Source organism: Mycobacterium pseudokansasii (assembly GCF_900566075.1).
GTDB classification, from domain to species: domain Bacteria; phylum Actinomycetota; class Actinomycetes; order Mycobacteriales; family Mycobacteriaceae; genus Mycobacterium; species Mycobacterium pseudokansasii.
On sequence record NZ_UPHU01000001.1, the window covers coordinates 4,444,934 to 4,468,864 of the forward strand.

Annotated in this window: 17 protein-coding genes, 1 rRNA gene and 4 pseudogenes; 11 read left to right on the plus strand and 11 right to left on the minus strand. The window is 65.6% G+C overall.

The genetic code is table 11. The features are described from left to right. Positions 1 to 4 precede the first annotated feature (4 nt). Together glgB and EET10_RS20000 are read left to right on the plus strand one after the other, a co-directional pair. Positions 5 to 2,182: a 1,4-alpha-glucan branching protein GlgB gene (gene glgB, locus EET10_RS19995; RefSeq protein ID WP_423793601.1), complete on the plus strand. Its 2,178-nt coding sequence runs from the start codon at positions 5 to 7 to the stop codon at positions 2,180 to 2,182. A gap of 218 nt (positions 2,183 to 2,400) precedes the next feature. Then, entirely contained in the window at positions 2,401 to 3,921 is a 1,521-nt protein-coding gene (locus tag EET10_RS20000; protein WP_036400320.1) for an IS1634 family transposase, read from the plus strand. Between the two features lie 84 nt (positions 3,922 to 4,005). Here the strand turns inward: EET10_RS20000 and EET10_RS20015 are convergent. From EET10_RS20015 to EET10_RS20030, 4 genes and pseudogenes are all read right to left on the minus strand, one after another. Then, positions 4,006 to 5,546 (minus strand): annotated as a pseudogene (locus tag EET10_RS20015) (PE family protein). A gap of 511 nt (positions 5,547 to 6,057) precedes the next feature. Then, positions 6,058 to 6,972 (minus strand): thioredoxin family protein, encoded by a 915-nt coding sequence (locus tag EET10_RS20020; RefSeq protein ID WP_122502431.1) that lies wholly within the window; start codon positions 6,970 to 6,972, stop codon positions 6,058 to 6,060. Between the two features lie 348 nt (positions 6,973 to 7,320). Next, positions 7,321 to 8,742: pseudogene (locus tag EET10_RS20025) on the minus strand (transposase). 196 nt (positions 8,743 to 8,938) lie between these two features. Further along, positions 8,939 to 10,132 carry an acetyl-CoA C-acetyltransferase gene (locus EET10_RS20030; RefSeq protein WP_036400308.1) on the minus strand — a complete coding sequence of 398 codons (1,194 nt, stop codon included), beginning with the start codon at positions 10,130 to 10,132 and terminating at the stop codon, positions 8,939 to 8,941. A gap of 82 nt (positions 10,133 to 10,214) precedes the next feature. Between EET10_RS20030 and mce the strand changes: the two genes are divergently transcribed. Together mce and EET10_RS20040 are read left to right on the plus strand one after the other, a co-directional pair. Further along, a complete protein-coding gene (gene mce, locus EET10_RS20035; protein WP_036400309.1) occupies positions 10,215 to 10,670 on the plus strand; it encodes a methylmalonyl-CoA epimerase in 456 nt (151 codons plus the stop codon). A gap of 65 nt (positions 10,671 to 10,735) precedes the next feature. After that, positions 10,736 to 11,242, plus strand: coding sequence for a helix-turn-helix domain-containing protein (locus EET10_RS20040; protein WP_136622985.1), 507 nt, complete (start codon positions 10,736 to 10,738; stop codon positions 11,240 to 11,242). On the opposite strand, the gene EET10_RS20045 is transcribed toward EET10_RS20040, so the two are convergent. From EET10_RS20045 to EET10_RS31030, 4 genes and pseudogenes are all read right to left on the minus strand, one after another. Beyond that, complete coding sequence (locus tag EET10_RS20045) at positions 11,211 to 11,534, minus strand: DUF6262 family protein (protein ID WP_036400314.1); 324 nt, start codon at positions 11,532 to 11,534, stop codon at positions 11,211 to 11,213. The genes EET10_RS20040 and EET10_RS20045 overlap by 32 nt on opposite strands. A gap of 25 nt (positions 11,535 to 11,559) precedes the next feature. After that, a complete protein-coding gene (locus EET10_RS30275) occupies positions 11,560 to 13,503 on the minus strand; it encodes a tyrosine-type recombinase/integrase (RefSeq protein WP_218028477.1) in 1,944 nt (647 codons plus the stop codon). Beyond that, positions 13,490 to 14,053, minus strand: a complete 564-nt coding sequence (locus EET10_RS31025; protein ID WP_246013662.1) for a tyrosine-type recombinase/integrase — start codon at positions 14,051 to 14,053, stop codon at positions 13,490 to 13,492. Before EET10_RS31025 ends, EET10_RS30275 begins: the two co-directional genes overlap by 14 nt. A gap of 205 nt (positions 14,054 to 14,258) precedes the next feature. Next, positions 14,259 to 14,510 (minus strand): annotated as a pseudogene (locus EET10_RS31030) (site-specific integrase); the annotation flags it as partial. Between EET10_RS31030 and EET10_RS20070 the strand changes: the two are divergent. After that, positions 14,391 to 15,236, plus strand: coding sequence for an IS630 family transposase (locus EET10_RS20070; RefSeq protein ID WP_246013663.1), 846 nt, complete (start codon positions 14,391 to 14,393; stop codon positions 15,234 to 15,236). The pseudogene EET10_RS31030 and the gene EET10_RS20070 overlap by 120 nt on opposite strands. 14 nt (positions 15,237 to 15,250) lie before the next feature. Here the strand turns inward: EET10_RS20070 and EET10_RS20075 are convergent, their stop codons facing one another. Both EET10_RS20075 and nucS read right to left on the minus strand, forming a co-directional pair. Beyond that, a complete protein-coding gene (locus EET10_RS20075; protein ID WP_099187564.1) occupies positions 15,251 to 15,544 on the minus strand; it encodes a hypothetical protein in 294 nt (97 codons plus the stop codon). A gap of 22 nt (positions 15,545 to 15,566) precedes the next feature. Beyond that, positions 15,567 to 16,238 carry an endonuclease NucS gene (gene nucS, locus EET10_RS20080; RefSeq protein WP_036400732.1) on the minus strand — a complete coding sequence of 224 codons (672 nt, stop codon included), beginning with the start codon at positions 16,236 to 16,238 and terminating at the stop codon, positions 15,567 to 15,569. Positions 16,239 to 16,572: 334 nt separating this feature from the next. Between nucS and EET10_RS20085 the strand changes: the two genes are divergently transcribed. The 6 genes and pseudogenes from EET10_RS20085 to EET10_RS20110 all read left to right on the plus strand — a co-directional run bounded on the left by EET10_RS20085 (position 16,573) and on the right by EET10_RS20110 (position 23,700). Then, complete coding sequence (locus EET10_RS20085; protein ID WP_051490311.1) at positions 16,573 to 18,243, plus strand: adenylate/guanylate cyclase domain-containing protein; 1,671 nt, start codon at positions 16,573 to 16,575, stop codon at positions 18,241 to 18,243. 214 nt (positions 18,244 to 18,457) lie between these two features. Further along, positions 18,458 to 20,083: an adenylate/guanylate cyclase domain-containing protein gene (locus EET10_RS20090; protein WP_036400316.1), complete on the plus strand. Its 1,626-nt coding sequence runs from the start codon at positions 18,458 to 18,460 to the stop codon at positions 20,081 to 20,083. Positions 20,084 to 20,173: 90 nt separating this feature from the next. Next, on the plus strand, positions 20,174 to 21,670 hold the full coding sequence (locus EET10_RS20095; RefSeq protein WP_036400318.1) for a DNA-3-methyladenine glycosylase 2 family protein: 1,497 nt from the start codon (positions 20,174 to 20,176) through the stop codon (positions 21,668 to 21,670). Beyond that, positions 21,667 to 22,161, plus strand: coding sequence for a methylated-DNA--[protein]-cysteine S-methyltransferase (locus tag EET10_RS20100; RefSeq protein ID WP_063466670.1), 495 nt, complete (start codon positions 21,667 to 21,669; stop codon positions 22,159 to 22,161). Before EET10_RS20095 ends, EET10_RS20100 begins: the two co-directional genes overlap by 4 nt. Positions 22,162 to 22,178: 17 nt before the next feature. Further along, a complete protein-coding gene (locus EET10_RS20105) occupies positions 22,179 to 22,448 on the plus strand; it encodes a hypothetical protein (RefSeq protein ID WP_425461692.1) in 270 nt (89 codons plus the stop codon). Beyond that, positions 22,441 to 23,700: pseudogene (locus EET10_RS20110) on the plus strand (ISL3 family transposase). Before EET10_RS20105 ends, EET10_RS20110 begins: the two are co-directional and overlap by 8 nt. Positions 23,701 to 23,815: 115 nt before the next feature. Here the strand turns inward: EET10_RS20110 and rrf are convergent. Continuing rightward, positions 23,816 to 23,929 (minus strand): 5S ribosomal RNA (gene rrf / locus EET10_RS20115). Positions 23,930 to 23,931: the final 2 nt, after the last annotated feature.

The window sequence follows — 23,931 nt, forward strand, 5'->3', positions numbered from 1 at the left end:
TCAACTGCCCGTGACGCACTTGGCGCCTGACCCTGCCGAGCTGGCGCGCCTGGTGGCCGGCGCACACCATAACCCGCACAGCATCCTGGGCGCCCACGAATACGGCGACCACACGGTCATCCGGGCATTTCGTCCGCATGCGGTCAGCGTCGTCGCGCTCGTCGGTGACGAGCAACTGCCGATGCAGCACATTGACGTCGGACTGTTCGCCGTGGCGCTGCCCTTCGTCAACTTAATCGATTACCGGTTGCAGGTCAGCTATGTGGGCGCGGACCCCTATACGGTCGCCGACGCTTACCGCTTTCTGCCCACCCTGGGTGAAGTCGACCTGCATCTGTTCGCCGAAGGCCGCCATGAACGACTCTGGAAAGTCCTTGGCGCGCACCGCCGCTCGTTCAGCACGGCCGACGGTGACGTCGAGGGCGTGTCGTTCGCGGTGTGGGCACCCAACGCCAAGGGCGTCAGCCTGATCGGTGATTTCAACGGCTGGACCGGAAACGACGCGCCCATGCGCGTGCTGGGCTCCTCGGGAGTGTGGGAGTTGTTCTGGCCCGGTTTCCCGGACGACGGCCTGTACAAGTTTCGGGTGCACGGTGCCGACGGCGTCGTGACCGATCGGGCCGACCCGTTCGCGTTCGGCGCCGAGGTGCCGCCGCAGACGGCATCGCGGGTGACGGTGAGCAACTACTCCTGGGGCGACACCGACTGGATGGCGCGGCGTGCCCAGCGCAACCCGGTGTTCGAGCCGATGAGTACCTACGAGGTCCATCTGGGCTCCTGGCGTCCCGGGCTGAGCTACCGCCAGCTTGCCCGGGAGCTGACCGATTACGTGGTGGCACACGGGTTTACCCATGTGGAGCTGCTGCCCGTGGCCGAGCACCCCTTCGCCGGATCCTGGGGATACCAGGTCACGTCGTACTACGCCCCGACATCGCGCTTCGGTACCCCCGACGATTTCCGGGCGCTGGTCGACGCCCTTCACCAAGCCGGCATCGGGGTCATCGTGGACTGGGTGCCGGCCCACTTCCCCAAGGACGCATGGGCGCTCGGACGGTTCGACGGCACTCCGCTCTACGAGCATTCCGATCCCAAACGTGGCGAGCAACTGGACTGGGGCACTTACGTTTTCGACTTCGGGCGGCCGGAGGTACGAAACTTCTTGGTGGCCAACGCGTTGTTTTGGCTCCAGGAATTCCACATCGACGGGCTGCGGGTGGACGCGGTGGCATCGATGCTCTACCTGGATTACTCGCGCCCCGAGGGCGGCTGGACCCCCAATATCTACGGCGGGCGGGAGAACTTGGAGGCGGTGCAGTTCCTGCAGGAGATGAACGCCACCGCGCACAAAGTGGCGCCCGGCATCGTCACCATCGCCGAGGAGTCGACGTCGTGGCCGGGAGTGACGAGACCGACGAGCCTTGGCGGCCTTGGCTTTTCGATGAAATGGAACATGGGCTGGATGCACGACACGCTTGACTACATCAGTCGCGATCCGGTCTACCGCAGCTTCCACCACCATGAGATGACGTTCTCGATGCTGTATGCGTTCAGTGAGAACTACGTGCTGCCCCTCAGCCATGACGAGGTGGTGCACGGCAAGGGGACGCTGTGGGGCCGGATGCCGGGCAACAACCACATGAAGGCCGCCGGGCTGCGCAGTCTGCTCGCCTACCAGTGGGCACACCCGGGCAAACAACTGCTGTTCATGGGCCAGGAATTCGGCCAGCGTGCCGAATGGTCCGAGCAACACGGTCTGGACTGGTTCCAGCTCGACGAACAAGGCTTCTCGAACGGGATCCTGCGCCTGGTGCGCGACATCAACGAGATCTACCGCAGCCACCCGGCACTGTGGAGCCAAGACACCGTTCCGGCGGGCTATTCCTGGATCGACGCCAACGATTCGGCCAATAATGTGTTGAGCTTCCTGCGCTACGGCAACGACGGCTCGGTGATGGCGTGCGTGTTCAATTTCGCGGGCGCCGAGCACAGCGGCTACCGGCTGGGCCTCCCGGCGGCGGGCCGCTGGCGCGAGGTCCTCAACACCGACGCGACCGACTACAACGGGACTGGAGTGGGCAACCTCGGGGGCGTCGACGCCACCGAAGATCCCTGGCACGGCCGCCCCGCCTCGGCGGTGCTGGTGCTGCCGCCCACGTCGGCGTTATGGCTGGAGCCGGCTTAGGCTTAGCAGCCGCCGGAGGAAACTTTCCGCCTGAATCCGGCATGCCTGCACTTTGGCGTCAGACGGACAAGGCCGATATCGCGCTCCGCATCTAGGTGACCCGGTCCTGACTTCGGTCACTTTTCCGGTTTGGGGTTGGCGCGACGCTTGGACCTGCTGTTTTGTGGTCGTTGGGGCCGGAATGTGTGCACTAACGGATGGGTTCGTCGGGTGCCGGAGTGGCCTATATGCGGACGGTGAGGACCAAGTCGGGGGCGACAGCGGTGCAGATTGTGTGGTCGTCGCGGCGCGGTGCACGCTCGATCGAGCATGTGGGTTCGGCTCATGACGCGGTGGAATTGCAAGCACTCAAGACGGCGGCCGTACGGCGGCTTACTGGAGGTCAGCAGACCCTCGACCTTGATGTCGGTGACACCGAAATATCCGGTGCCTCTTTGGAAATCGTCTCTTCGCGGATGGCGTTTTTGTGGGACAGCTTGTGCGCTGCGTATGTCCGGCTTGGCTTCGATCGGGCCGCTGGAGCCGATGAGGTGTTCCGGGATCTGGTGCTGGCCCGGATCATCGAGCCGACCAGTAAGGCCGACTCGCTGCGGGTACTGGCCGAGACCGGTATCGCCACGGTGTCCTACCGCACCCTGACCCGGCACCTGCCGCGGTTCGCCACAGCGGCTTTCGGCCGGGCGTTGTCCAAGGCGTGCGCGGTTCAGGCGGCGTTGGGGCCGGCGTCGTTGGTGCTCTACGACGTCTCGACGCTGTACTTCGAGACCGATAAGGCCGACGGATTCCGCGAGCCCGGATTCTCCAAAGAACGTCGGCTCGAACCGCAGATCACCATCGGCCTGCTCACCGATGCGACTGGATTTCCATTGGCAGTACACGCATTTGAAGGCGACAAGGGTGAAACCAAGACGATGCTGCCCGTCATCAACGCCTTCAAGAAGGCCCACCAACTCACCGATGTCACAGTGGTCGCTGATGCCGGCATGATCTCCGAGGACAACCAGAAAGCGATCTACGCCGCCGGGCTGACCTTCATCCTCGGCTCCAGGATCCCGTTCCTGCCCGGCGTCATACGCGAATGGCGCGACAAGCATCCCGGCGAGGACATCCCTGACGGGCACATCTTCACCCAGGCCTGGCCGGCCAGCAGCAAGGAGAAGGCCCGCGGGATCCCCGACCGGGTCATCTTCTACCAGTACCGTGCTGACCGGGCCCGGCGCACCCTGCGTGGTATCGATGAGCAGGTAGCCAAAGCCCAGGCCGCCGTCGACGGGAAGGCCCCCCTCAAACGCAACCGGTTCATCACCGTGACCGGCGAGAACCGGTCGGTGAACCGGGAGTTAGAAGCCAAAGCCCGCGAGTTGGCCGGGATCAAGGGCTACACCACCAACCTGACCGGCCAGACCGCAGACTTCGTCATCGATGCGTATCACCAGTTGTGGCGGATCGAGAAGGCGTTCCGGATGTCCAAGCACGACCTGGCCGCCCGCCCGATCTACCACCACAAACGCGAGTCCATCGAGGCCCACCTAAACATCGTGTTCGCCGCGCTCGCAGTCAGCCACTGGATCGAACACCAAACCGGTTGGAGTATCCGGCAATTCGTGCGCACCACACGCCGATACCGCACCGTGGACATCCGAGCCGGCCAACACACCCTCACCGCCGCCGATCCACTGCCCGCCGACCTACGCGACGCCCTCGCCCAAATCAGCGGAGCCGACCTACGCACTAAATGACCGAAGTCAGGTAGGTGACCCGGTGATATTCCGTACCGAGACGAGCAATCGATGGTGGGCGCTGTCGATGGCCCGCAGCCATTGTCAGCCCGGTGCGCCGTGTACGCCGTTTTGTCCGTGCCCGCCGTTTGCGCCGGCCGCGCCGGCATTGCCGTTCCCGCCATGGGTCGCGCCGCTACCGCCGTTTCCGCCGTAGCCAAACAGCAGGCCACCACGACCCCCGGCGCCCCCGGTGCCGCCGTTGGAACCAGCACTTCCCGCGGCGCCGATTCCGCCATCACCACCACGGCCGCCATTGCCGGCGAAATACCCGCTGTAGGCGGCGCCACCACTGCCGCCATTGCCGCCGACGCCCCCGGCGCCGCCCGCGCCCCCACCGCCACCGCCGTTACCTGAATTTTCAGGCGGAACATAGCCGCCGTCACCGCCGTTTCCGCCATGACCGCCCGGCGCGCCGATCCCGCCCGCACCGCCCGCGCTACCGCCACCCCCACCGGAGGTAATGCCGTTGCGGCCTGAGCCACCCCCGATACCGCCGCCGTTACCGCCATATCCCGTCAAGCCGCCGGCCCCGCCGTGGGCTCCGCCGCCGCTATCGCCGCTGGCAAGGTGACCGCCGCCGTCGCCCCCGGCGCCCCCGACGCCTCCGCCGCCGCCGCCGGCGCCACCGCCGCCAGCGCCGCCGTTGCCGCCGGTTCCACCGGGCGCGCCCGGACCGCCCGCCCCGCCCGCACCGCCGCCTCCGCCCGCGCCGTCGACGATGCCGGTGCCGGCGGTGCCACCGGTGCCGCCGGTGCCACCAGCCTGACCGACAGCGGTGCCGGCGTCGCCATGCTGGCCACCACTACCGGCGCCATCGGGCAACAGACCACCGTTGGCGCCATTGGCCGCAGGGGTGGTTGGGGTGGCAGGCCCCGGATTAACCCCCGAAGCGCCCGCGGCCCCGGCTCCGCCGGCCCCGCCATGGCCCCCCACACCAAACAACCCGGCACTGCCACCGGCGCCACCGTTGCCCGCGTTGCTAGCAACCGTCGCAGCGGCCCCACCGGCCCCCCCGCGCCGCCATTGCCAACCAACCATCCCCCCGTACCGCCAGCCCCACCAGAAGCCCCGGCCCCACCCGCCCCACCCAGTCCACCGTTTCCGATCAGTCCCGCCGCTCCACCGCGACCACCGGCCACCCCGGCGGTGACGCTGGCACCACCATTGCCGCCATTGCCATAAAGCAGCCCGCCAGGACCGCCGGGCTGACCAGGCGCGCCGTTAGCACCGTTGCCGATCAGCGGACGACCCAACAGCGCTTGAGCCGGCGCATTGATCGCGCCAAGCAGCGTCTGCTCAACATTGGCCGCTTCAGCGGCCGCGTACGAACTGCCCGCAGCCGCCAGGGTCTGCACAAACTGAGCGTGAAACTTCGCCGCCTGTGCGCGCAACGCCTGATAAGCCTGCCCATGCGAACCAAACAGCGTCGCAATCGCCACCCACACCTCATCGGCACCAGCGGCCAACACAGCCGTCGTCGCAGCCGCCGCAGCCGCATCAGCCTCGGCAATCACCGCCCCGAGCCCCGATAAATCAGCTCGTGCCGTCGCAAACATCTCAGGTACTGCAACCACAAACGACACGATGATCTCCTTCAGCTCAGCAACTCCAGGACGGGCGGGAGAGAATACCGAGTGTGCCGCTTCAGGGTCACAAACCGTACTATTTCGCAATACCTATCCCCTTTTGAGTACTTCACCCCCGGTGGCACAACCATGTTGGCCAGCTCGGCGAATACTGAACTTCAGTGAATTTGTGTGGTCGCGGCGGTCGGGCAACGCACCGACCCAGCCATGGTCAAGATGCGTGGACCCGACCACTCGCTGGGGAGGCGTCGCCGCTCGCGCACTATTTGTCGGGCAGTTCTGCGGCCCCACTGCCCTGCTGTCGTTGCGGTCGACCGGTCAGCGTGGCGTTAATGTCGACACGCAGCCACCCGCTCCTGGAGGGTTCGGCAGCTCACGCGGTCGCATCGACGCGCTGGTCGTCGTCGGCATCACGGCCTCGACGCCCTCACCAGCAAAGTGCTTGCCTTCCACGCTGACAGGACCCTCAGAAAACTCAGGCCTGCCCGACCCCACCACTCAGTACCACTCAGTACAGGGCGTTGGCAAGATTGCGCCGACCCGCGATGACTTCGGGATCGGCAGGGTCGAACAGCTCGAACAGCTCGATCAGCCGAGTACGCACTCTGGTGCGCTCATCACCAGATGTACTGCGCACCAAAGCAACCAATCGCTCGAACGCCCCGGTGACATCCTGGTTGAGGATTTGCACGTCGGCGGCCGCGAACGCAGCCTCGATGTCATCCGGTGCGGCGTCGGCGACCAGGACCGCGTCCGGACGCTGTGCGGTTGCGCGAGTGAGGAAGTCGATCTGCCGGATCGCCGCCTTCGCTTCGACATTGCCCGGCTCGGCGTCCAGAATCGCTTGATAAGACTTCTTGGCCGCCTCGAAGTCACCGGCCTCGAGTTCCGCGCGGGCCTGCGCCACCGCCGGATCGACTTCCGCGAACTCTGCCGAACCCGTTGGGCCCCTGAGCTTTCCCGCTGTCGCCGACAGCAGCGAGTCTAGCCAGCGTCGTAGCTGATCGGCGGGCTGGGGCCCCTGGAAGCTCGAGATCGGTTGCGCCGCAGCCAGTGCCACCACGGTCGGGACCGCCTGTGCGCCGAATATCTGAGCCACTCTGGGCGCAACGTCGACGTTGACCGTCGCCAACTGCCAAGTGCCCTGATCGGCTGCGCCCAGGCCGGACAACGTGTCGAGCAGGTCGACGCACACGTCGCTGCGCGGTGACCACAGCAGCACCACGACGGGCACCTCATCGGAGCGGGCGATCACCTCGTCCTCGAAATTGGTTTCGGTGATCTCGACCGCGCCGGACTGAGCAGCGGGTGTCCGGCCGGCAGCCCCGGCTGTTGCAGCGTTTTGTTGAGCTCGTTGTTTGAGACCGGAAAGATCGACCGCACCGGCCATGGCAGGCCCGATCGGAGGTCGGGGACGTGTCACGTCATCAAGTCTGTCACGCCGGGGTCGGGCGCCGTCCAGCCGGTGGCGCCGACCTTCATCCGACGGCGGAAATCATCACCGAAAAGTGGCCTGAGCGGCCGCGGTCACGGTATATGACGAAAATCACATCAGTATCCGACGAACGGATCCCAGCAACGTCGCCATGCCCGCCGGCGCTAGGAGCGCGGGTCAGTAACAGGTTGGGCGGGTCTAAGTGCGCTGCGGGGCGTGGTCGGTTTTGATTCTGCGGTCAGGGCGATGTCCGTCGGCGTGTCGCCGCCCTGGACGCAGACTCAATGCCGTGGATGCACACTCGGGCGGACAAGCCACCCGTGAAGGCCCGTCGGGTCAGCTCATTGCCAGGCCGGTCAGTCCGTCCACGCCGATGTGGGCGTGGAGTTTTCGCAGGTTGTGGCACGCGGTGAGCAGCAGCCATTCGCCGCGAGCTTGCTCGAGCCCGCGCAGCAGCAGGTGTTTGGCGTCTTGCAGGGTGTGCATCTGGCCGAAGACCGGTTCAACGATCGCCTTGCGGCGGGCGTAAACCTGTTGACCGTTCTTGGTTGTCAGTTTGCGGGCCATGCGCTGCTTGCTGGTGGCCGTGTTGGGGATCCGGCCACGCGGGGCCACCGGCGGCGGGTCCCCACGACGGAGGCGTCCGGTGGCCACGTAGAACTCGGTGCCATGCGCGTCGGTGTAGTCGGCGGCGGCATCGAGGTTGTCGGCTGAGCAGTAGCCGGCGTCGGCGAGCAACCGAGCCGGGGCCTGCCCGGTGTTGGCGGTGGTCTGGTCGGTCATCGTGATCAGGTTGCCCATATCGGCGGCGCAGGTGTTGACCTCGGTCGCGACGATCACCTGATGATGATCGCGCTCATCGAAAGTCCCCAGGTGTGCTCGCCGAAATTCCTCACCTGTGAGCAGCGGTCAATGATCGGCGTCAACCACGGCTTGGGCGTTGTAGCACTGGTGGAAAGCGCCGTCACTGGTGGGCATGATCTTTGAATCCGGGTCGGTGAAGTTGCGCTGCGCCTTGGGTTTCGGGACTGCCTGCGCGGCCGCGGCCTCGCCCTTGGCCACGACGACCTCGGCGTCATCGCCGCGGTCCCGGGCGCTGGCCTCGGCCTGCTCGCGGGCCCGATGGCGGGCCTCCTCCTCCAAGGCGGCCTTGGCCTCGCGGATCTTAGCCAGCCGGGTTTCGCGGCGGGCCAGCTCTTCGGGCAGCTCGTCGCCACGGCGGTTCTTGCCGAATTTGTTGTCCTCAGCCTTGTCGATGCGCTCGGCATTAGCCAACAGCGCCGACACCTCGTCGGCGAGGATCTTTTCCTTCTGGCTCATCCGCGCATAACTCATCGCTTTGCGCCGGGAGGCATTGGCGCGCACCTTGGTGCCATCCAGCGCCACCTGGCCCAGGCTGACCATGCCAGCGGCCTGACACAGCGCCAACGCTTGGACGAACAGATGTCCCAGCGCTGACAGGTGACGTTTGCGGAACCGGGCGATCGCCCGATAATCCGGGGCGCTGCCGGCGGCCAGCCATCGAAACGCCACCACATCGACGCAGGCCGCTTCCAGCCGCCGTGACGAGCGTACCCCGGTGGTGTAGCCATATAGCAGGATGCGCACCATCAGCCGCGGGTCATAGGGCGGCCCGCCGCGGACTTCGGTGTAGGCCGCGTGGATACGAGATAAATCCAGGTGATCATCGACGAGATCGGCGATAAACCGGGCCAGGTGCTCGGCCGGCAACCAGTCATCCAGCGACGGCGGCAACAACTACCCCTGGTCTGGGTCGAAAGCCCGAAAAGTCTTGACCACCGGCGACTTCGGCACCACAAAATGTGGATCTACCCGCTGCGCAGGGTCTACCTCGAACAACCCGCCATAATCGAGACCATCAGGCACACCCCATCATCGCGTGCATCCGGCGATCAGCCCTGCAGCGCCGACGGCGTGTTACTGACCCGCGCTCCTAGCCGGCACGCAAGATCAGCGCGTCACCCTGGCCACCCGCACCACACAGGGCCGCAACCCCATAACCGGAGCCGCGGCGGGCCAACTCGAGTGCCACGTGCAGCGTGATGCGCGCGCCCGACATCCCGATGGGATGACCGACGGCAATCGCGCCACCGTTGACATTGACGATCTCGGGATCAACCCCCAGCTCTCTCGTCGACGCCAGCGCGACCGCGGCGAACGCCTCGTTGATCTCGACGACATCGAGCTGGTCGACCGAGATGCCCTCACGCTTGAGCGCCTTCTTGATCGCGTTGGCCGGTTGCGACTGCAACGTCGAATCCGGGCCCGCCACGACGCCATGCGCGCCGATCTCGACCAGCCATGAAACTCCGCGCTCCTGGGCCTTTTCTTTGCTCATCACCACGACCGCGCAGGCGCCGTCGGAGATCTGCGAGGCCGAGCCGGCGGTGATGGTGCCGTCCTTGCGAAACGCCGGCTTGAGACCACCCAACGAATCGGCGGTCGTGTTCGCCCGGATTCCTTCGTCTTCGCTGAACTGCAGTGGATCGCCTTTGCGCTGCGGAATGCTCACCGGCACCACTTCGTCGGCGAACACCCCGTCCTTCCAGGCAGCGGCCGCTTTCTGGTGCGACTGCGCCGCGTACTCGTCCTGCTCAGCGCGGGTGAACTTGTCGACGTCGTTGCGTTGCTCGGTGAGCGCGCCCATGGGCTGATCGGTGAACACGTCGTGCAGACCGTCGTAGGCCATGTGGTCGAGAACCGTGACGTCGCCGTACTTGTAGCCGGCCCGGCTGTCCATCAGCAGATGCGGGGCCTTGGTCATCGACTCCTGACCGCCGGCAACCACCACGTCGAATTCTCCGGCCCGAATCAGCTGGTCAGCGAGCGCGATGGCGTCGATGCCGGACAGACACATCTTGTTGATCGTCAACGCGGGCACGTCCCAGCCAATGCCCGCCGCGACCGCCGCCTGCCGCGCGGGCATCTGTCCCGCGCCCGCGGTGAGGACCTGGCCCATGATCACGTACTCGACCAGAGATGCCGGGTTTTCCACACCCGGGAAGGCCTTTTCCAGGGCACCCCTGATGGCGATGGCGCCCAGGTCACTGGCGCTGAAATCCTTCAGCGAACCCATCAACTTGCCGACGGGTGTCCGGGCTCCAGCAACGATCACCGACGTCGTCATGACTACCTCCTAAGAGCGTGGGAACGGCCGATCCAGCCAACCCGGAGAAGCAGATTCTTCCCCATGAGGTTACCGTTGTGTTATGACCACCGATCAAGTTGACGCCCGTCAGGTTGTGGCCACCTCCTTGGTGACCGGGCTGGATCACGTCGGCATCGCCGTCACCGATCTGGACGCGGCGATCGAGTGGTACCACGAACACCTCGGCATGATCCTGGTGCATGAGGAGCTCAACGACGACCAGGGAATCCGCGAAGCCATGCTTGCGGTGCCGGGCTCCACAGCCCAGATCCAATTAATGGCCCCGATGGATGAATCGTCGGCGATCGCAAAGTTTCTGGAGAAGCGCGGACCGGGCATCCAGCAGTTCGCCTGCCGGGTCGCCGATCTTGACGCCCTCAGCCGCCGACTGCGCTCGCAGGGCGTCCGTTTGGTGTACGACGCTGCCCGGCGTGGCACGGCGAATTCCCGAATCAACTTCATCCACCCCAAGGATGCCGGCGGCGTCCTGATCGAGTTGGTCGAGCCGGCTCGCTGAGAGTTCCGGCTAAGCCAATGGTGTGTCACGTAAATATCTAGCTGCATGTTCGGTATTCTGGATCGGTGAGCGCATCACCTGCAGTTGCCTTGGCTATGTCGGTTGGCGAGCGTGAAACGTTGGAGAGGTTGGCGCGGTCTCATGCGGTGCCGCATCGGCAGGTGATGCGCGCGCGGGCGTTGCTGATGGCTGCCGATGGCGTGGCGAACACCCGCATCGCCGAGGAGGTCGGGGTGACGCCGGTGACGGTGCGTAGCTGGCGCAAAAGGTTCAGCGAGGACGGGCTGGCCAAGCTGGGGCAGGTACGTAAGGGACGAGGCCGCAAGCCCACGATCTCAGACGAGCAGGTCGCGCAGATCGTGCGATTGACCACCGAGGAGACCCCGCCCGGCCACACGCATTGGTCATGCCGCACGATGGGCACCCGGGTGGGAGTGAGTCACTCTGCGGTGCAACGTATCTGGTCCGATTTAGGGATCAAGCCGCATCGAGTGGACACGTTCAAGGTGTCCACCGATCCGAAGTTCGAGGATTCTCCGGCTAATCTTGCTTCTGGCTCCGCCGCGGGGTAGCGGTTCGGCGTTTGAGCGTGCGGAGTTCTTCTTCTTGTCGGCGAACTTTGGCGGCGACGGCATCGAGGGCTTGGGTGAGGTTGTCGAGGCGGTCGGCGAGTCCGGTGATGGTGAGCATTTCGCCGTGGCGGGATCGGTAGGTGTCGATGACGGCGCGGAGTTGCCGGTTGCGGTAGCAAGTGGCGCGGCTGATGCCGCTGTGCTCGGCGACGGCGGCGAAGGTGACATCGCGTCCGGCGGCGAGCAGTTGTTCGCAGGCGCTGCGGACGCGGTCAGTCGGGTTGTCGCTCATCGTGTTTCGGCCCGGGTTTGGCTGATCAGCTCATCAAGGCGGTCGGCGAGGCGGCGGTGGCGTTCGGCTTCGGCGCCCCAGCCGCGTGTTTCGGCGTCCGCGGCCAGGGTGAGCGCGTCGGCGTGTTGGGCGCCGAGGACGGCGAGGTAGCCGGCGTCGGTGCGGAAGTTCGGGCAGTGCTCGCAGATGTTGGCATAGGAACAGGATCCCTGAGCTGGGGCGCGTAGGCAGACCCGCCGGCCAGGCGTGATTTGATGGTGGCAGTGTCCTTCCAGTCGGCGCCGCCGGTGATCGCCACGAGCGGTAGCGGCCGACCGGATGCCGGTGGCGAGCCGGGCGGTGCGGGCGGTGCGGCTGGTGCCGTGGCGAGGTGTGCTTTGGTCTGGGTCAAAGCGCGTTCGTACTCTTCGCGCACGGTGGCGTCGAACAGCCGCCCGTATCGAAGACTCATGTTCGCCGAGACGTCCCGAGTAGTTGCATCAGCGCCTGCAGCGAGCAGCCCGCGTTCACCAGGGCCGTGGCGAAGGTGTGTCTGAGGGAATGCGTTGTGGCCGTGGTGATTTCGGCGATCTTGGCAGGCGCGGGAAAGCTCTTCCCGCAGCGCGCAGGCGGAGATGCGTCGGCCTTGATGCACCAGCAGGAAGTCGACCGGTGCGCCGGTGCGGGGGTGCGGCAGCGGCCGGCCGGGGGTGCGGCGGGCGACGATCCGGTCGAGGATCGTCACGGTCTCGTCGTCGAGCGGGACCATCCGTTCGGTTGCGAGCTTGCCCAGCGGCACTTTCAGCCAGGCGCCGTTTCCGTCGATCTGGTGCACGCAGTCCAGTTCCAGGTCGCGCAGTTCGCCGATGCGCAGCCCGGTGGCGCGGGTCAGCAGCAGCGCGTCGGCGTGCAGCCGCGTCAACCCGGCCGGCGCGGACCCGGACAGGTCGGTGAGCGCGGCCAGCAGCGCCCGGTCGGCGTCGGGAGGCAGATAGCGCGTCAGCGGGTGCTGCAAGCGCGGAAGGTCCCGGGAGAAGATCAGGATGCGGGCCGGTGCGGCGGGCCAGCCCCACTCGGTGATGTCGGTGAGGAACTGCCGTACGGCGATGATCCGGCCGCGGCGGTAGCCGATGGACATGGGGCTGCCGTCGCGCAGTCGGGCGGCGGCCAGCGCCGCGAGCCACGCCTCGATGGTGGCGCGGTCGAGCACGGCGAGGTCGGTGACCGGCGGGTCGCAGGCGGACAGAAACCGGCCGAAGCCGGCCAGGTGGCCCGCAATCGCTTTGACCGTGGTCGGTGCCCGCGTTGAGGCGGCCTGCGTGCAGTAGTCCATGAATACGGTGCGCAGAGGTTCGTCCACGCCGCTGCAGCACCCGCGCAGGCCTGGCCGGCACCGCGGGTCCGGTGGAGGCGTGTCGAGGATGCCGAGGTGGAACAGCACCCGGTGCGCCGTGCTGATCATGGCGCGGTCGGCGTTCCAGGCGGCGGGTTTGCCGTTGATCTGGGTGCGTCGGTGCAGCGCCGCGGCCAGCTCGTCGAGGTCGGCGGCGCGCAGCTGAGCCAGTGGCCGGCCGGTCTGGGTGAGCAGCCGGACGATGACGCGTTCGGTGGCGCAGCGCACGGTGTGGGCACTGTAATCCAGCTCGGTCGCCGCGGTGGTGAACGCGGTGATCTCGGCGGCCAGCGGGCCGCGGCCAGCCTGGGTGAGCAGCCCGCCGATCTTGCGGCTCAGGTAGTCATAGCCGGGCCGTAGCCGCCCGGTGGCCATCAGGTAGGTGACGAACGGCCGTTGCGCCACGCCCAAACTCTGCTGCACGTCGAGGGTTTCCGCGGCGAATGCGGCCGGGTCGAGCCAGCGCGCGAGGAACGACCACGCCGCGTTGCGGTAGGACAGCGACCCGCGCTTGTCCACGGCCAGCCACGCCTCGTAGTCGGCGACCAGCTCGGCCGCGCCGGGCACGTGCGCTGCGCGCCGTTCAGGCCCGGGCACGTTGCTTGGTCCGGGCGGCGTCGTAGGCCGCGCGGACCCGCACCGGCGCCAAATGGATGTAGCCGACCGAGGAGTCGACGTGGGCGTGACCGAGCAACGCCTGGATGACCGCAAGATCCAGACCGGCCTCGGCCAATGCGGTCCCGAAGGAGTGCCGCAACGCGTGCGGGTGCGCGGCGGGCACGTCGGCGCGGTCCCGGTGGTAGCGGAAGATCGTGCGCAGCCCGGCCGGGGTCAGCCGTTGCCCGCGGTGCGGCCCCTTGGCGACCACGAACAACGCACCGGTCTTGGTGTCGGGCCGTTCGGCGAGAAGGTAAGCCTGGATCCAGCCGACCACCTCGCTATCGACCGGTGCCCGTCGTTCCCGTCCGCCCTTGCCGGCCACCCGTGCCCAGCCGGCGCCGATGTCCACGTCGGCGACATCCAGTGCGAGGACCTCGGCGCTGCGCAGGCCGGAGAACAACATCAGCCCCGCGATCGCCTTGTCCCGCCAGGTCCGCAAACTCGCCAAGAACGCGTTGACCTCGGCGTGTTCCAGACCGCGCGGCAACCGCCGCGGCTGCCGTTGCCCGCAACGGCGAGCGTGGCTGCGGGCTGGCCAGGTGACCCAGCAGCCCACTGCGCTGGGACGCGGAAACCCGGCGGCCGGCCGGGCCTTTCGGCATCGGGTTGACCAAGGCAGGATCACGCATCGCCCGGAACGTGAACAGGCCGCTGATCGCGGCCAGCCGCCGGTTCACCGTCGCCGCCGCCAACCCATGGCACGAGGTGAGAAACCGCAGCAGCACAGCGGTATCCACCTCATCCAGCCGCAGATGTTGCTCCTCCAGCCACCGGCACAACGCGAGCAGGTCGAACGCGTAGGAGCGTCGAGTGCCCGGCGCGTAATGCCGGTCACCGAGATAGCCCAGATAGTCATTGACCAGCCGCAGGCCGACCGAGGACGGGCCAGTCAGCACCCAGCCGTCGTTACGCGCCTCGACACGGAACTCGCTCAGCGATGTCATGAGACACGTATCCCACACACACATCGAGCAGCCCGGGAACCACACCCACTACGGCGTGTCGGGCCCTGGAAGCAAACAGGATTAGCCGGTAAAGGAGACAAGCTTGTCGATGTCGTCGGTTTGTACCTCAACCCGCCGGACAAGGCGATCGTGTTGTGCATGGATGACAAGAGCCAGATTCAGGCTCTCGACCGTACCCAGGCGTCGGTGCCAATGATCCCCGGTCGAGCCGGAACGATGACCCATGACTACAAGCGCAACGGGACGACCACGTTGTTCGCGGCACTTGACGTATTGACCGGCACGGTGATCGGTCAATGCCTGCCTCATCACCGTCATACCGAGTTCCTGAAGTTTCTCAACACGATCGACCACGAGGTGCCCCAGGGCCTGCAGGTCCCTCTGATCCTGGATAACTACAGCACCCACAAGCACGCCGAGGTCGACCGGTGGCTCAACCGGCACAAGCGTTTTCACCTGCACTTCACGCCGACCTCATCGTCGTGGCTCAACCAGGTCGAGCGCTGGTTTCGGGATCTGACCGACAAGAATCTGCGTCGCGGGGTATTCGCCAGCGTGCCCGATCTGATCGCCAGCATCGAGGAATACCTCAACGCCCACAACGCCGATCCCACCCCCTACGTGTGGACGGCCACCGCCGAATCCATCCTGGCCAAAGTCCAGCGAGCACGCACTAAACTCGAACAAGTAGTTAGCCAAAACTGAGACACACCACTAAGCTAAGACCACTTTCGGGTTGGGCCACGAGTCCCCCGGCTGGCCCAACACGGAGTATGCCAGTGCCGCCGCTCCTCGACAGCTTCCGGTCGATCGGCGAGCCACACCACTACATGTGAAGTCCCGGTTCGGATTTCGTGATCACACCCGGGACATCGATAGGTCTTGACGGCTCGCACTGCCGCAATCGCTCGGACTTCGTACTCGTAGCCATCCGGCCCGGTCTCGACCCGGCGCGGCATCGGCGATGGCGCGACCGGCCGCTGCCGGCTTGGCGGTTTACGGCGCCCAGCCACCTGACAAGTTTAGCCGCGACCTTCAGAACAGCCGGTACTCATCATTGTCCATACCGCGCATCTTGTCGTAATCCAGTGTGAGGCAACGGATGCCGCGGTCGGTAGCCAAGGTGCGGGCCTGCGGCTTGATCTGTTGAGCGGCGAACACACCCTTGACCGGCGCGAGAACGCTGTCGCGATTGAGCAACTCGAGATATCGGGTTAGCTGCTCCACCCCGTCGATTTCGCCGCGCCGCTTGATCTCCACTGCTACGCAGCCCCCGCGTTCGTCGCGGCACAGCAGATCGACCGGCCCGATCGCGGTCATGTACTCGCGACGGATCAGCGTGTAGCCCTCACCCAGGAGTTGGACGTGCTCGGCGAGCAAGGCCTGCAAGTGGGCCTCGACGCCGTCCTTCACCAGCCCGGGGTCGACACCCAACTCATGACTCGAGTCGTGTTCGATCTCTTCGACGGTGATGCGCAACTGTTCGCCGGACTTGTTGGTGACCACCCACACCGGTGATTCTGGGCCGGACTCCTCGGTCAGCCAGCAGGGGGGACTCATCCAGTTCAGCGGCTTGTAGGCGCGATCGTCTGCGTGCACGCTGACCGACCCGTCAGCCTTGAACAACAACAACCTGCGCGCCGACGGCAGATGCGCGGTCAGCCGGCCGATGTAGTCGACCGTGCATTGAGCGATGACTAGCCGCACCCGATTCACCCTAGCCTCGGCCTTGCGCGCCGGTAGGTATGGCTGCCGTCGAGTCACGGATTGGCCTGTGTGGATGCTGTTTTCGAGATGCGATGCGCTTGGCTGGCCGGTATCGGTTGGTCGGACGCGTCGGGGCCGCGGCTCTTCCCTGATCGCCTACCTCGACAGGTCGGACCGGGTATCGACAGAGACGGCGCGAAAACGGTGCCGAGCCATAAGACAAACGCGATCCTCAATGCGGAACGGGATCCTGCGCCTATCAATACCCGATACAGATACACTTCCGCGAAAAAATGCGGTTAGAGCCGGTCTGACAATTTAGGCTGATGCCACAATGTCGTCCCAGAAGACCGTGGCGCAGCGCTTGGACCGGGTGATTGAAAAAGTGACCCGCCAGTACAGCTGGTCGTCGGAAACCCCTGCTTACGGATCGCGGCTGCTCGGCGGGGCATCGGAAAGCTTGGAACACCGGCGGATACGTATCCAGATGATGATGACCGTCGCCATTCTGGTCGCGCAGTTGGTCGGGATTATTATCGCCACTCTGCTACTCACGATTGCCTTCCCGAAACCAAGCGTGATCTTCGACGCGCCGCATTGGCTGTCCTTCGGGCTCGTGCCCGCTTACAACTTGCTCGCTGTGGTACTGGGCGCATTGTGGCTTACCCGGCAAACGACTCGAGCATTGCGATGGGCGATCGAAGCGCGCACCCCCACCCCGGCTGAAGCGCGCGATGCATTCCGGATCCCGGCGCGCGTGGCGTTGGCCGTTCTTTTCGTGTGGGGATTCGGGATGGCGTTGTGGAGCACTCTCTACGGTTTGGCCAACCCGCTGTTTGTCCCACGGTTCTTGTTTTCGATGAGCGTTGTCGGCGTTCTTGTGGCCACCAGCTGTTATTTGATATCTGAATTCGCGCTGCGCCCCGTGGCCGCCCGGGCGCTTGAAGTAGGACCGACACCCCGATCCCTGGTGCCAGGCATCATGGGCCGGACCATGGTGGTATGGCTGCTGTGTTCGGGGCTGCCCAACACCGGTATCGCCGTCACCGCGTTATTCGAGAATTCGTTTTCGGATCTCGAGAACGACCAATACATAGTCTCGGTGCTGATCTTGTGGGTGCCCGTTTTGGTCTTCGGGTTCGTCCTGATGTGGATGCTTGCCTGGATGACGGCAACGCCGGTGGGCGTCGTGCGCGCGGCGCTCAGGCGTGTCGAGCAGGGCAACTTGGCCGGCGATCTGGTGGTGTTCGACGGCAGCGAACTCGGTGAGCTGCAACGCGGATTCAACTCGATGGTCCACGGCCTGCGGGAACGCGAGCGGGTGCGAGACCTTTTCGGCCGGCACGTCGGTCGCGAAGTCGCCCTTGCTGCCGAACGCCAGCCGCCGCAATTGGGTGGCGAAGAACGCCATGTCGCCGTCGTCTTCATCGATATCGTCGGCTCCACAACGTTGGTGAGCACCCAGCCTCCGGCCGACGTCGTGCAGTTGCTCAACCGGTTTTTCGCAGTGGTCATCGAGGAGGTTGACCGACATCACGGGCTGGTCAACAAGTTCCAGGGTGACGCGTCGCTGGCCATCTTCGGCGCCCCTAATCACCTTGAGCAACCTGAAGATCAGGCTCTGGCCGCCGCACGCGCGATTGCCGAACGACTGGCCGATGAAGTGCCCGAGTGTCCGGCGGGCATTGGTGTGGCATCGGGGCAGGTGGTCGCCGGTAATGTCGGCGCCAACGAGCGGTTCGAATACACCGTGATCGGTGCGCCGGTCAACGAAGCGGCCCGACTTTGCGAACTGGCCAAATCACATCCGGGTCAATTGTTGGCCACCGCCGAAACACTTCGGGGCGCAACCGAACGCGAAAGTGCCCTTTGGCATCTGGGCGAGGTCGTGACACTTCGCGGGCTCGGCCAGCCCACCCGGCTGGCATCACCGACGCAGACCGGTGATAACGCCCATCCAGAGAATGCGTCCAGCGCCGGCGCAACCGTGACCGGCAACGGCTAACGTGCGGCGCCAACGAGTAAGACAACCGCCGATTTGTGGCTTCGAGATGGCTGACAACTGGAATGCCAACGGCTGCAGCCATTTCCATCAACGCCGACGGTGCGACAAAATGCATCGACGCCACGGGCCGCCACCACAGACGCAAGGCGCAACCCGAACCCACTCGGGCCAGCACGTCAACCACGCGAAGGTTCCAGACTAGACTGACGCCACAATGGTGGCCGAGGAAAGTATGGCGCAACGTTTGGGCCGGGTACTTGAGACGGTGACCCGTCAAAGCGGCCGGCTATCAGAGACCCCCGCCTACGGCTCCTGGCTGCTCGGACGGGTATCGGAGGACCAACGGGGCCGGCGGATACGCATCCAGGTCATCTTGACGGTGATGGTGGTGGCGGCAAACCTGATCGGGATAGCGGTCTCCATCCTGTTGGTTACCGTCGCGATTCCCGAGCCGAGCGTCTTTTCCGACGCGCCGTTGTGGGTGTCGTTCGCCGTTGTACCGGCCTACATCGTGGTCGCCTTGGCTCTCGGAGCGTATTGGATCACGCGACGAACGGTGATCGCGCTGCGCTGGGCAATCGAGGAACGCCCGCCAACCCACGACGACGAGCGCAACACCTTCCTGACTCCCTGGCGGGTCGCCATTGTCGATCTGATCCTCTGGGGAGTCGGCGCAGCGCTGCTGACGACGCTCTACGGCATGGCCAACACCATGTTCATCCCCCGCTTCCTCTTCGCGGTGACCATTTGCGGACTCCTGGTGGCCACCGGGAGCTACCTGATCACCGAGTTCGCATTGCGTCCGGTAGCAGCACAGGCGCTTGAGGCGGGACCGCCGCCCCGGCGACTGGCATCGGGGATCATGGGGCGGACGATGATGGTGTGGTTCCTCGGGTCGGGTGTTCCCATCGTCGGTATTGCCCTGATTGCGATCTTCCAGATCGCGATGCGGAATCTCACGGCGACCCAGTTCGCGGTCGGTGTGCTCATCGTGTCGATGGCAACATTGGTCTTCGGGTTTCTCCTGATGTGGATCTTGGCCTGGCTCACAGCGACACCGGTACGCGTGGTCCGAGCGGCACTCCAGCGCGTGGAGCGAGGGGATCTCCGAGGCGACCTGGTGGTGTTCGACGGAACCGAACTCGGGGAGCTGCAGCGTGGTTTCAACGCGATGGTCGACGGCCTGCGGGAGCGCGAGCGGGTGCGTGATCTGTTCGGCCGCCATGTCGGACGCGAGGTCGCCCTCGCCGCCGAGCGGGAGCGGCCGAAACTGGGCGGGGAGGAACGCCACGTCGCCGTGGTGTTCCTCGACATCGTCGGCTCGACCAAGTTGGTGACCACCCAACCCCCGGCCGAGGTCGTGCAGTTGCTCAACCGCTTCTTCGCGATCGTGGTCGAAGAGGTCGATCGCCATTGCGGGCTGGTCAACAAGTTCGAGGGCGACGCCTCGCTGGCCATCTTCGGTGCCCCCAACCATCTCGACCGACCCGAAGACCAGGCTTTGGCCTGCGCACGGACCCTGGCCGAGCGGTTGGCCGAGGAAATCTGGGAGTGCCCGGCGGGCATCGGGGTGGCGTCGGGACAGGTGGTGGCCGGCAATGTCGGCTCCAAGGAGCGGTTCGAATACACCGTGATCGGCGAGCCGGTAAACGAGGCGGCCCGACTGTGCGAACGTGCGAAATCGCGCCCCGGCAAGTTACTGGCTTCGGCGCAGACCGTCGAGGCAGCGAGCGAAAGCGAGCGTGCCCATTGGACTTTGGGAAGGCACGTGAAGCTTCGTGGGCACAAGCAGCCCACCCAACTGGCATCGCCGATCGAACCGGCCAAGCCGCGCAGGTAACCTCTGGTCACCCAGCCCGTGCGCGACGGCGCCTATTACGATGTCGCTTTCCCGCCAGCGATGTCGGTGATCAGGTGTAATTGTCGAACTGTGCACGAAGATTTCGAACGCTGCTACCGAGCGGTCCAGGCCAAAGACGCCCGGTTCGACGGCTGGTTCGTGATCGCGGTCTTGACGACCCGGATCTACTGCCGGCCGAGTTGTCCGGTACGGCCACCGTTCGCGCACAACGTGCGGTTCCTGCCGACAGCGGCGGCGGCCCAACAGCAGGGCTTCCGTGCCTGTAAACGATGCCGTCCCGACGCGTCTCCGGGTTCTCCGGAGTGGAACGTCCGCGGCGATGTGGTGGCGCGGGCCATGCGGCTCATTGCCGACGGGACGGTGGATCGCGAAGGCGTCACCGGGCTGGCTGCCCGTCTGGGTTACACCACTCGTCAGCTGCAGCGACTGCTGCGCGCGGAGGTGGGTGCCGGCGCGCTGGCACTGGCCCGCGCACAACGAATGCAGACAGCGCGGGTGCTGATCGAGACCACCGATCTACCGTTCGGCGATGTGGCGTTTGCCGCCGGGTTTTCCAGCATCCGACAGTTCAACGACACCGTGCGCTTAGTCTGCGATAGCACGCCGACGGCGTTGCGCAAGCGCGCCGCTTCCCGCCGCGAACCCGGGGCCGGCGGGGCGGGGACGATATCCCTGCGGCTCGCGGTTCGCACCCCCTTCGCCTATGAGGGTGTCTTCGGTCATCTGGCCGCCGGCGCGGTGCCCGGTTGCGAGGAGGTGCGCAATGGCGCGTACCGACGCACGCTGCGGCTTTCGTCCGGCACCGCTGTGGTCACCCTCACACCGGCCCCCGATCATGTTCGCTGCTTACTGGCACTCGACGACTTCCGCGATCTCGCGGCCGCCACGGCGCGGTGCCGCCGGCTGCTGGACCTTGATGCCGATCCCGAAGCCGTGATCGGCGCACTCAGCGGCGACCCGGACTTGGCCCCAGTGGTCACTAAGGCGCCCGGACAACGAATTCCGCGCACCGTCGACGAGGCTGAACTCGCAATACGGGCGGTACTGGCTCAACAGGTTTCGACCAAGGCCGCGCGAACCCACGCTAGTCGGCTCGTCTCGGCCTACGGGCAACCGGCGCACGATGTCAACGGCGGCCTGACCCATACCTTTCCGTCAGTGGAGCAGCTGTCGCAGATCGACCCGGTCGATCTGGCTGTACCCAGAGCGCGCCGGCTCACGCTCAGCGCGCTCGTCAGTGGCCTAGCTGACGGGAGGATCAGCCTCGACCCCGGTTGCGACTGGACTGAAGCACGTAGTCAGTTGCTGGCCTTGCCCGGGGTGGGTCCTTGGACGGCCGAGGTCATCGCGATGCGCGGCTTGGGCGACCCGGACGCATTTCCCGTCGGTGACCTCGGTGTCCGCTTGGCCGCCAGACAACTGGGCCTGCCCGAGCAACGACGCGCACTTACCGAGCGAAGTGCCCGGTGGCGGCCCTGGCGGTCATATGCCACACAGCATTTGTGGACCACGCTCGAGCACCCGGTAAACCATTGGCCCCAAGAGCCGCCGAAGGAAGTCGCATGATTCATTACCGCACAATCGACAGCCCGATCGGACCGTTGACGCTAGCTGGGCGCGGCGCCGTGTTGGCCAACCTGCGGATGGCCGATCAAACCCATGAGCCGAACCGATCCGGTTGGTCACCGAATCAATGTGCCTTTCCCGCCGCGGTCGAACAGCTTGACGCCTATTTCGCCGGTGACCTCCGCGATTTCGATGTCGACCTGGACCTGCCCGGCACAGAATTCCAGCAGCGGGTATGGAAAGCCTTGCTGACAATTCCCTACGGAGAAACTCGATCCTATGGAGAAATCGCGGAACAGATCGGTGCCCCGGGCGCGGCGCGTGCCGTCGGCTTGGCCAACGGGCGGAATCCCATCGCCATCATTGTCCCGTGCCATCGGGTCATTGGGGCCAGTGGAAAGCTCACCGGGTACGGTGGCGGGCTTGACCGAAAGCAAATATTGCTCGAATTGGAGAAGCAGCGCGTGGGCTCTTCGCAGATGAGGGTGTAGGGCTGGTCGGCGCGTCGTTGCCGGAATGGTCTTCCGAGGATGAAGGTTCCTATACACCTCATCTGAAAGACCTCGACATGGCTGACGCTATCTTCATTACCCCTGATTTGACTGCGTTTTGCCGGTTGGATGATCTCGGCCTGGAGGTAGTCGGGCAGCGTGTCGAGCCCGAGCGTGCGGTGCTGGCCTGCCTGGTCGTCGAACCCGACGATTGGTGTCGTCGCTGCGGCTGCCAGGGCACGCCACGCGATACGGTGACCCGTCGGTTGTTTTTGCCGGTTGGATGATCTCGGCCTGGAGGTAGTCGGGCAGCGTGTCGAGCCCGAGCGTGCGGTGCTGGCCTGCCTGGTCGTCGAACCCGACGATTGGTGTCGTCGCTGCGGCTGCCAGGGCACGCCACGCGATACGGTGACCCGTCGGTTGTCCCACGAGCCGTGGGGCTGGCGGCCGACGACCCTGCTGGTCACGGTGCGCCGGTACCGGTGCACAGGCTGCGGGCACGTGTGGCGCCAAGACGCCAGCGCGGCGGCCGAGCCGCGGGCGAAGCTGTCGCGTCATGGCTTGCGGTGGGCGTTGGAAGCCGTTGTGTGCCAACACCTCACCGTTTCCCGTATCGCCGAGGGACTCGGGGTTTCGTGGAATACCGCCAACGACGCCGTGTTGGCCGAAGGCAAGCGTGTGTTGATCGACGACCCGGACAGGTTCGACGGGGTCAAGGTGATCGGGGTCGACGAACACGTGTGCGCCACACGCGGCGCGGGGACAGTACGTGACCGTGATTATCGACCTGACCGCCATCCGCGAGGGCACCGGCCCGGCGCGGCTGCTGGACATGGTCGAGGGCCGCTCGAAACAGGCCTTCAAGGCCTGGCTGGTCGAACGAGAAGAGTCCTGGCGCAACGAAGTTGAGGTGGTGGCAATGGACGGGTTCACCGGGTTTAAGACCGCCGCCAGCGAGGAACTGCCCGACGCGGTCGCGGTGATGGATCCCTTCCACGTTGTCCGGCTGGCCGGCGAGGCGCTGGATGGATGCCGCCGCCGCGTCCAACTCGACACCTGTGGCCACCGCGGCCGCAAAGCCGATCCGCTCTATGCCGCGCGGCGGACCCTGCACACCGGCGCTGAGCTGCTCACCGACAAGCAGAAAGACCGGCTGACGACGTTGTTCGCCGCCGACGCCCACGTCGAGGTCGAGGCGACCTGGGGCATCTACCAGCGCATGATCACCGCCTACCGCCACCCCGACCGCCGGACCGGCCGCACCCTGATGAGCACGCTTATCGAGTCGATCAGCCACGGCGTCCCCGCCGTGCTCGCCGAAGTCATCACCCCTGAGACGCACGTTAAAAAAACGCGCCGCCGACGTGCTGGCCAACTTCGATCCGACCCGGCACCGCCAACGGGCCGACCGAAGCGATCAACGGGCGCCTCGAACACCTACGCGGCTCCGCCCTCGGATTCCGCAACCTGACCAACTACATCGCAAGAGCACTCCCGGAGACCGGCGGATTCAGACCCCAACTACACCCCACATTGTGAAGAGCCATATTGCTCGAATTGGAGAAGCAGCGCGTGTCGGTCAATTTGAGTTTGTTCGACTGACACGAATCCTGTAAATACAAAAACACCCCCGATACCGGGGGTGTTTTTGTATGTTCGGCGGTGTCCTACTTTTCCACCCGAGAAGGGCAGTATCATCGGCGCTGACAGGCTTAGCTTCCGGGTTCGGGATGGGACCGGGCGTTTCCCTGTCGCTGTGGCCGCCGTAAC